Genomic DNA, 8359 nt, shown 5'->3' on the forward strand with positions numbered 1-8359 from the left:
TCAGAAGGTCCAGCGCCAACTCAGCGTGGCGCTGTGGTCGCGGCTGCCCGCCCCGAGTTGTCCCGCGTAGTTCAGCGCGACCGTCGCATTGCGGCCGGCCTGCGCCTGCAGCCCGGCTTCGAGCAGCGCGGCGTTGCGGGCGATGGGCGCGCCGGTGACGGTAAAGGCCGAGCCGGTATCGAACGCCAGCGTCGAGGTCGGCCGCAGATCGCCGAAGGCGCGGCGCCAGCCAGCGCCGGCCGTGACGCTGCCTTGGAGCGGGCCCATCTGCAGCGACTGGGCGGCGCGCAGGCCCAGCGTGGCCGTCGTGGTGCGGGTGGCCTGGCGCGTGCCCGAGAGCGCGGCGCTGCCTCCGCTTTCCTGGAATGCCCGGCTGCGCAGGCCGGCCCACGCCAGGCCCGCGTAGGGTTCGAGCGTCAGGCCGCTGCCGGGGGCCAGGGTGTAGCCCAGTTCGGTGAAGACCTGGGTGGTGTTGGCGCGATAGCCGGCTCGCAACGTCTGGTCCAGGCCGCCGACGGCGACGCGCCGCCGCGTGTCGATGTCGTGCCAGGTATGGGACGCGCCCAGCATCAGGTTGAGCGTGCCGGGACCGGCCTCGAAGGCCTTGCCGCCGTAGGCGAGCGCGCTGTAGCTGTCGATGCCGCCGCGGTCTGCCGTGCCTTTGGTGCGCAACTGGCTGTCGGTGTACCCGAGCGCGCCGCCCAGGCGCCAGCCGGCGCCGAGGGCATGGTCCGCGCCGACGAAGAGACCGGTGGTGCGCAGGCGGACGGCGGTCGTGTCATCGGTCGCGTCCTGGCGCTGCCAGTTGCCGATCAGTTGCGCCCAGACCGGCCGGGCGCGGGAGACGGGCAGCGTGGACGCGGCCGGCGCGGCGTCGCTCAGGCCGGCCGCCGCGATCGGTTCGCCGGGACGCAGGCCCGCGGACAGATTGGCGCGCAGATGCGCCAGGGGCACGTTGCGGATCGTGGCGTCCAGGCCGGGCAGCGCATGGCGGACGCTGGCGTGCAGTTCCCCGGCGAGCGCCGAAAAAAAGGCCTGCGGCGCGCCTTCGGGCAGGTTCAGCGCGTGGCGGTAGAGGTCATGCCCGTCGGGCAGGCCGTCGATCGCATTGGCGGCGGCGATGGCGTTGCGCCCGCCGAGCAGATCGGCGAAACGAATCGATCCCGACGGGGCGCCGCCGCCCGCTTCCGGCGGCACCGGATCGGGAGAAGGCGGAGCCGGGTCAATCACCGGCGGCACCGGATCGGGAGGAGGCGGAGCCGGATCGGGAGGGCGCGGCGCGGGCGCTTCCTTGCGCGCCAACGTCAGCAGGGCGTCCTGATCGTCGTCTGAATAGCTGAGTGTGGGGGTGAGGTACGCCAGGTTGGACGCCACGTCGCCAAAGCGCGTGCCGTTGAACGTGCCGTCGGCGTGCAGGATGGTGTAGGTGGTGTGCTCGGCGTACAGGTCCGATGCCATGGCGTTGACCTTCACGGCCGCGCCGTTGAGCCTGGCGGCATTCACGACATCCAGGCGGTCCGCCGCGGAGGGCGTGACCCGGACGGTGTAGACGCCATCGGTGCCGAAGTCGAGATTGCCGTCGCTCCAGATCTTCGCCGTGGTGGGGGCGTCGTCGTCGCTGCCCAGCGCCAGTTGATTGCGCTGGCCCATGAAGCGGACATCGCCAATGATGTCGGAGCCGGACCACATGATCAGCGTGTTGTCGTTGCCTTCGAACACGATGGCGGCGCCGCCGCTGCTGTTGAAGCGGCGCTTGTTGGTGACCGTGGTGTTGGAGCCGGCGCGCAGCGCGACGCCGACCTTGCCCTCGGTGGCCGCGGCGGGGACCTCCACGGCGCCCGGGCGGCCGCCTAGCACGACGTTGTTGTTGATGACGGTGCCCGAGCCGATCGATATGCCGCTGCCCCCGTCTCCGCTGGCCGATCTCGGGGTGCCGTAGTAACGGCGCGAGCCGCCTTGTCCGCCGGAGATCCGCGCATTGACGATGATGTCGCCATGCCCGAGCACCACGCCATCGCCGCCGCCGCCGGGCTGGTACGGAGAGGGGCCCCCCGCGCCGCCCGTGACGTTGCCGTTCAGGGTCAAGGTGCCGGACTGCACGGCGATGCCCGCGCCGCCGCCGCCGCCGCCGCCGGCCGTGTGCAGGGCGCCGCCGGCGTAGACCAGCCCGTCGGCGCCCAACGCGCCCGCGCCGCCCTGGACGTCGACCCCCGCGGCCACGGTCAGGCGGGTATTTTCTCCTCCGAGGATGGCGACGCCGCCGCCGCCGCCGGAATGATCGGGGCCATCGGGGGTGCACGGCGCGGCGCAACTGCCATTGCGGCCGTGCGCGTCGACCGTGATGGTTGTTTCATCGGCGCCGAGGGTTGCGGGGGCGAGACCGCCGGTGCCCGGGCTGTTGGTGGCATTGCCGCCCGCGCCGACCACGCCGCCCGCGACGACGGCCTCCAATCCACCGCCTTCGCCGCCGCGGATAAGCGGACTCAGGGCGCTGTTCTTGATGGCCCGCCCGCCCTGGCCGCCGCCACGCTTGCCCGCGTCGGCGAGCGCCGCGTCCGGCAAGGCCGCGCCGGCGCTCAGGGCCAGCATGAGCAGCGCCGCATACGTGAGGCGATTGGGGGGAACAGACTGCTTTCGGAAAGACAGGAATTGCATGGACGTGCCCTACATTTACCGGACGGATGAATGACGTGCCGGTAAGTGTAGGAATGCGAAAACGGCGTTTGATGACCAACCCGGCTTAAATAAAAACCAAGCTGGTCAATGCATGCGGAGATCTTTTTGATTGTGTGAATGTAGGCGCGCAAGGGCAGAGGAAGCGAGCGGGGATGGCAAGAAATCAGACTGCTATCCCGCGCGGCCAGCCACGAATGCGGCAATCGCCTGCGGCGACTTCCCCAGGACGTCGCGCAGCACTTCCTCGGTGTGCTGGCCCAGCAGCGGCGGGGCGCGCCGATACACCACCGGCGAGGCCGAGAAGCGCAGCGGGCTGGCGGTCACGGGCGCGACGCCGCCGCCAGGGTGGGGCAGGTCGCGGCGCAGTTGCCGCGCCTGCGCCTGCGGATGGGCGAAGGCCTGGGCGATGTCGTTGATCGGCCCGCAGGGCACGCCCACCGCTTCCAGCCGGGCGATCCAGTCATCGCGCCTGCCCTCGCGCATGATGTCCGCGAGCAAGGGCACCAGCGTGCCGCGGTTGGCCACGCGCAGCCGGTTGGTGGCAAAGCGCGGATCATCGCCCAGTTCGGGCGCGCCGATCGCCGCGCAATAGGCGCGGTACTGCGATTCATTGCCGGTGGCCACGATCAGGTGGCCGTCGCGGGCGGCGAACACCTGGTAGGGCACCACGTTCTGGTGGGCGTTGCCGGCGCGCGTCGGCGCCACGCCGGAGTTGAAGTAGTTGGAGTTCTGGTTGGCCAGCAGCGCCACGTGGCTGTCGAGCAGCGCGATGTCCAGGTGCTGGCCCAGGCCGCTGCGGTGGCGCTCCTGCAGCGCCGCCAGGATCGCCACCGTCGCATACATGCCGGTGACGATGTCGGTGACCGCCACGCCGGCCTTCTGCGGGCCGCCGCCGGGCAGGTCGTCGCGTTCGCCGGTGATGCTCATCAGGCCGCCCATGCCCTGGATCATGAAGTCGTAGCCGGGGCGCTGCGCGAACGGGCCGTCCTGGCCAAAGCCGGTGACCGAGCAGTAGATCAGGCGCGGGTTGATGGCCTTCAGGCTGGCGTAGTCCAGGCCATACTTGGCCAGCCCGCCGACCTTGAAGTTCTCGACCAGGATATCGCTGACCGCCGCCAGTTCGCGGATCAGCGCGGCGCCGTGCGGCGTGGCCATGTCGGCCTCGACCGAACGCTTGTTGCGGTTGGCGCTGAGGTAGTAGGCCGACTCGTTGGTGTCGATGCCCTGGCCGTCCTTGAGGAAGGGCGGGCCCCAGGCGCGGGTGTCGTCGCCGACGCCGGGCCGTTCGATCTTGATGACGTCGGCGCCCAGGTCGGCCAGGTTCTGCGTGCACCAGGGGCCGGCCAGGATGCGCGACAGGTCCAGCACTCGGATGCCGTCCAATGCGGGCGGGCGCGTCATGATTGCACCTCGGCGGCGCCATGGCTCATCACGACGATATTGCGTTCGACAGCGCGGGCGATGAAGCGGATCTGCCCGTCGGGCATGCGCCACATATCGCATTGCAGCGTCTCGCCCGGATACACCGGCGCCGAAAAGCGCGCGTCCAGCCGGGTCAGGCGGGCGGCGTCATAGTCGCACCAGGTCTTGACCACGGCATGCGCGGCCACGCCGTACGAGCACAGCCCATGCAGGATCGGCCTGGGATAGCCGGCCTGGTGCGCCACCTCGGGGTCGGCGTGCAGCGGATTGCGGTCGGCGTTCAAGCGGTACAGCAACGCCGCCTGCGGCGGGATGCGCAGTTCGCAGCGGCGCTCCGGCTCGCCCTGCGGCGCGGCGGGCAGCGGCTCGGGGCTGGCGTCGCCCTGGCCGAAGCCGCCGTCGCCGCGGCAGAAGGTGCTTTGCCGCAGGGTCGCCAGGTGGGTGCCGGCGGTGTCGTGCAGCGTGCGTTCGGTGACCACGATGGCGCCCTTGTCCGCGCCCTTGTCGATCACGTGGGTGATGCGGCTTTTGCCGATGACGGTGCCGGACGTGGGCAGCGGCGTGTGCACCGTCAGCCGCTGTTCGCCATGCACCAGCCGGACCCAGTCGATGCCGGCGCGCGGATCGCTCATCCAGAATCCCGGGTAGCCCAGCACCACGCTCATGGTGGGGAAGGCGCGCAGGTCCTTTTCGTACACGTAGCGTAGCTGGCGGGTGTCCTCGGGGTCCTGCCCCAGGCCGATGCCCAGCGCGTACAGCATGGTGTCCTTGTCGTCGTAGTGCTGGCGCACGTCGTCGAAGCGCCAGTGCTTCACGGTTGCGTAGTCGAGCGGCATGGCGGTCTCAGATGGGGTCCCAGTCGATCACGTCGGGCGAACGCTCCAACGCGTAGAAGTGCTTGCGCATGGCGGGCACGGCGATCTCGCCGATCAGTTCGGGCGTCCAGCCCTCGCTGTAGTGCACGCTGCGCAGCGGCCGCGGCTGGCTCATCAGCATGATCTCGTTGGCGCGCACCGCGAACACCTGCGCGGTGATGGCGCTGGCCGCATCGCTGGCCAGGTACACGGCCATGGGCGCGACCTTGTCGGCTTCCATCTTCTTCAGCTTCTCGACGCGCGCCTTTTCCTCGTCGGTCTCGGCGGGAATCGAGCTGGTCATGCGGCTCCAGGCGAACGGCGCGATGCAGTTCGAGCGCACGTTGTAGCGCGCCATGTCGAGCGCGATCGACTTGGACAGCGCCACGATGCCGAGCTTGGCGGCGGCATAGTTGGCCTGGCCGAAGTTGCCGATCAGGCCCGAGGTGGAGGTCATGTGCACGAAGGCGCCGGATTCCTGTTCGCGGAAATACGGCGCGGCGGCGCGGCTCATGAAGAATGAGCCGTTCAGGTGCACGTCGATGACCTGACGCCATTCCTCTTCGCTCATCTTGTGGAACACGCGGTCGCGCAGGTTGCCGGCGTTGTTGACCACCGCATCGATGCGGCCGAAGGCGTCGACGGCGGCCTGGATGACGCGGCTGGCGCTGTCGTAGGCGGCCACGCTGTCGGTGTTGGCGACGGCCTGTCCGCCGGCCGCGGCGATCTCGCGCGCCACGGCGTGCGCCGGGCCGTCGCCGCCGCCTTCGCCGGTCAGCGAGACGCCGATGTCGTTGACCACCACCTTGGCGCCCGCCCGCGCCATGGCCAGCGCGATGCCGCGGCCGATGCCGCCTCCCGCGCCTGTGACGACGACGACCTTGCCGGAAACAATACCGCTCATGGGGACTCACTCCTGATGCCGCGGCGCGCGCCGCGTTGGGAAACAGTTCCGCGTCAAACCGTATGGTTTACGGGGTTGCCCCATGGTATGTTCGTGACGGCATTCGAAGAATTCAAAATTAGAAATGCCCCCCTTCTGTGTGGTGGAACATGAGACATGATCTGACTGACCTGCGGCTCTTCCTGAACGTGGGAGAGACGCTCAATCTGACCCGTGCGGCCGAACGCACCTTCCTGTCCTTGCCCGCGGCCAGCGCGCGCGTCAAGCACATGGAAGAGGCCTTCAAGGCGCGGCTGCTGGTGCGCATGGCCACGGGCGTGGCGCTGACGCCGGCGGGCGAGGTGCTGCTCAAGCACGCCAACGCGGTGTTCCGCCAGCTCGAATGCCTGAACGCCGACCTGCAGCCTTACGCCAGCGGCCTGAAGGGACGGCTGCGCCTGCTGGCCAACACCACCGCCACCAATTCGTTCCTGGCGGACGCGCTGTCGACCTTCCTGGCCGAGAACCCCGACGTGGATGTCGAGCTGGAAGAGAAGATCTCGGGCGACATCGTCATCGCGATCCGCGCGGGCGCCGGCGACCTGGGGCTGGTGGCCGGCAACATCGATGTCGAGGGCCTGGACGTGACGCCGCTGTTCCGCGATGAGCTCACCGTGGTCACGGCGCTGGATCATCCGCTGGCGGCCTCGAAATCGGCGCATTTCGCCGACCTGATCGACGCCTATCAGTTCGTCGGCATCCATCCCGACAGCGCCATCCAGACCTTCCTGGAGGACATCGCCAGCGGCCTGGGCAAGCGCATCTGCCAGCGCGTGCACGTGGGCAGTTTCGAGGCCGTGTGCCGCATGGTCGAGGCCGGCGCCGGCATCGCCGTGGTGCCGCGCGCCTGCGCGGCGCGCTACAGCCGGCCCGATGCGCTGCACGTGCTGAAGCTGGACGACCCGTGGGCCCTGCGCGACCGCCTGCTGTGCCGCCAGCGCGGCCGCGACCTGCCGAGCTTCGCCGAGTGCTTCATCGAGCACGTGCAGCGGGCCGCGCGAGGGCAGTAGCCCCGGCGGCAGGGCGCGCGATGGTCCGGCCCCGGTTGACGCAACGTGCGCGCGGCCGTGGCCATGACGCCACATCGGGCCGGCGATAGTGTCCGATCAGCGAACGTGGCGTCGCGGCGAAAGAGGGGCTTTTGAAAATGTGTAGCGGCAAAAGCGGCCGCGCGGCAAATAATAAAAAAAGCCCCGGCCGCGCCTGATGCGCGGGCAGCAGAAAAAATGGGGCCGGCAGGCGGCAAGGCACCGCGTCGTTCCGGTGTGGCTTGCGGCCGCGCCATCGACAAGAACGACTCAGGAGACTGCCTTGTTAGATCCCCAACGCCGCCGCGTCATCGCGGGGCTGGGCGCTGCGTGCGCCACGACTTTGCTGCCCACTTTCGCCCGCGCCGCCACCTGGCCCGGCCATGCCGTGACCTTCATCGTGCCGTTTCCGGCCGGCGGTCCGGTGGACACCACCGCGCGTTTCACGGCGCAGCCGCTGGGCCACCTGTGGTCCGTGCCGACCGTTGTGGACAACCGCTCGGGCGCGGGCGGCATCGTCGGCGCGCAGTTCGCCGCCAAGGCCGAGCCGGACGGCTACAACTTCTTTTTCGCCTCCATCCACCACGCGGTGCTGCCGAGCCTGCGCGGCGACCTGACCTACGACATCAATCGCGACTTCGTGCCGGTGGGCATGGCGGCGGTGTTCCCGATCGTGCTGGTGGTGAATCCGTCGCTGCCGGTGAATTCGGTGAGCGAACTGATCGCCTATGCGAAGGCCAATCCGGGCAAGCTGTCGTTCAGTTCCTCGGGGACGGGCGGCGGCACGCACCTGGCGGGCGAGTTGTTCAATGCGATGGCGGGGGTGAAGATCCAGCACATCCCTTACCGCGGCAGCGCGCCGGCGATGCAGGATCTGCTGGGCGGGCAGGTGCAGGTGATGTTCGCCGATGGACCGTCGGCGGTGCCGCATCTGAAGACGGGGAAGGTGTGGGCGTTGGGGGTGGGGAATCCGACGCGGTCGAGCATGTTGCCGGGGGTGCCTACGATTGCGGAGTCCGGGGTGCCGGGGTATGAGGCGTATTCGTGGAGCGGGGTGTTGGCGCCGAAGGGGACGCCTGGGGAGATCGTGGCGCGGGTGAATGCGGACATGGTGAAGGTGTTGTCGGATCCGGCGACGGCGCAGGCGATGGTGGCGGCGGGGGCGGAGCCTAAGCCGGGGAGTGCGGAGGCGTTTGGGGCGTTCTTGCGAAGCGAGGTGGGTAAGTGGAGGGATGTGATCAAGACGGCGGGGATCAAGTTGGAATAAGTGGTTCTGGGGACGCGCATGGCGGGGCAGGCGGGGGATGGCGGGGCTACGATTGCGGTCCGGAGCGTTCGCTCCGGACTGCCCCGTCGTCATCCTTGTATGGTGTAGATGCGCCTTCCGCAGTGGGAGGGTGCTGGGGTAGGGACGTCGTCATCCATCAGCCGGTAGC

6 protein-coding genes are annotated in these 8359 nt (G+C 69.5%); 2 read left to right on the forward strand and 4 right to left on the reverse strand.

Annotated features, from left to right (window positions below):
* The 4 genes from AOZ53_RS23500 to AOZ53_RS23515 all read right to left on the reverse strand — a co-directional run bounded on the left by AOZ53_RS23500 (position 1) and on the right by AOZ53_RS23515 (position 5856).
* The gene (locus tag AOZ53_RS23500) at positions 1-2589 is read right to left on the reverse strand and encodes an autotransporter family protein (protein WP_231690671.1); all 2589 of its coding nucleotides are present in this window, start codon (positions 2587-2589) and stop codon (positions 1-3) included.
* Positions 2590-2847: 258 nt separating this feature from the next.
* On the reverse strand, positions 2848-4077 hold the full coding sequence (locus AOZ53_RS23505; protein WP_054489580.1) for a CaiB/BaiF CoA transferase family protein: 1230 nt from the start codon (positions 4075-4077) through the stop codon (positions 2848-2850).
* On the reverse strand, positions 4074-4934 hold the full coding sequence (locus tag AOZ53_RS23510; protein ID WP_054489584.1) for a MaoC/PaaZ C-terminal domain-containing protein: 861 nt from the start codon (positions 4932-4934) through the stop codon (positions 4074-4076). Before AOZ53_RS23510 ends, AOZ53_RS23505 begins: the two co-directional genes overlap by 4 nt.
* 7 nt (positions 4935-4941) lie before the next feature.
* On the reverse strand, positions 4942-5856 hold the full coding sequence (locus AOZ53_RS23515) for an SDR family NAD(P)-dependent oxidoreductase (RefSeq protein ID WP_054433572.1): 915 nt from the start codon (positions 5854-5856) through the stop codon (positions 4942-4944).
* 149 nt (positions 5857-6005) lie between these two features.
* Here AOZ53_RS23515 and AOZ53_RS23520 point away from each other — a divergent pair, with 149 nt between their 5' ends.
* Together AOZ53_RS23520 and AOZ53_RS23525 are read left to right on the forward strand one after the other, a co-directional pair.
* Positions 6006-6905: a LysR family transcriptional regulator gene (locus AOZ53_RS23520; protein ID WP_054433573.1), complete on the forward strand. Its 900-nt coding sequence runs from the start codon at positions 6006-6008 to the stop codon at positions 6903-6905.
* A gap of 301 nt (positions 6906-7206) precedes the next feature.
* Entirely contained in the window at positions 7207-8190 is a 984-nt protein-coding gene (locus tag AOZ53_RS23525; RefSeq protein WP_054489586.1) for a Bug family tripartite tricarboxylate transporter substrate binding protein, read from the forward strand.
* Positions 8191-8359 lie beyond the last annotated feature (169 nt).

It is taken from the genome of Achromobacter sp. 2789STDY5608621 (genome assembly GCF_001299375.1).
Lineage (GTDB): Bacteria > Pseudomonadota > Gammaproteobacteria > Burkholderiales > Burkholderiaceae_B > Achromobacter > Achromobacter insuavis.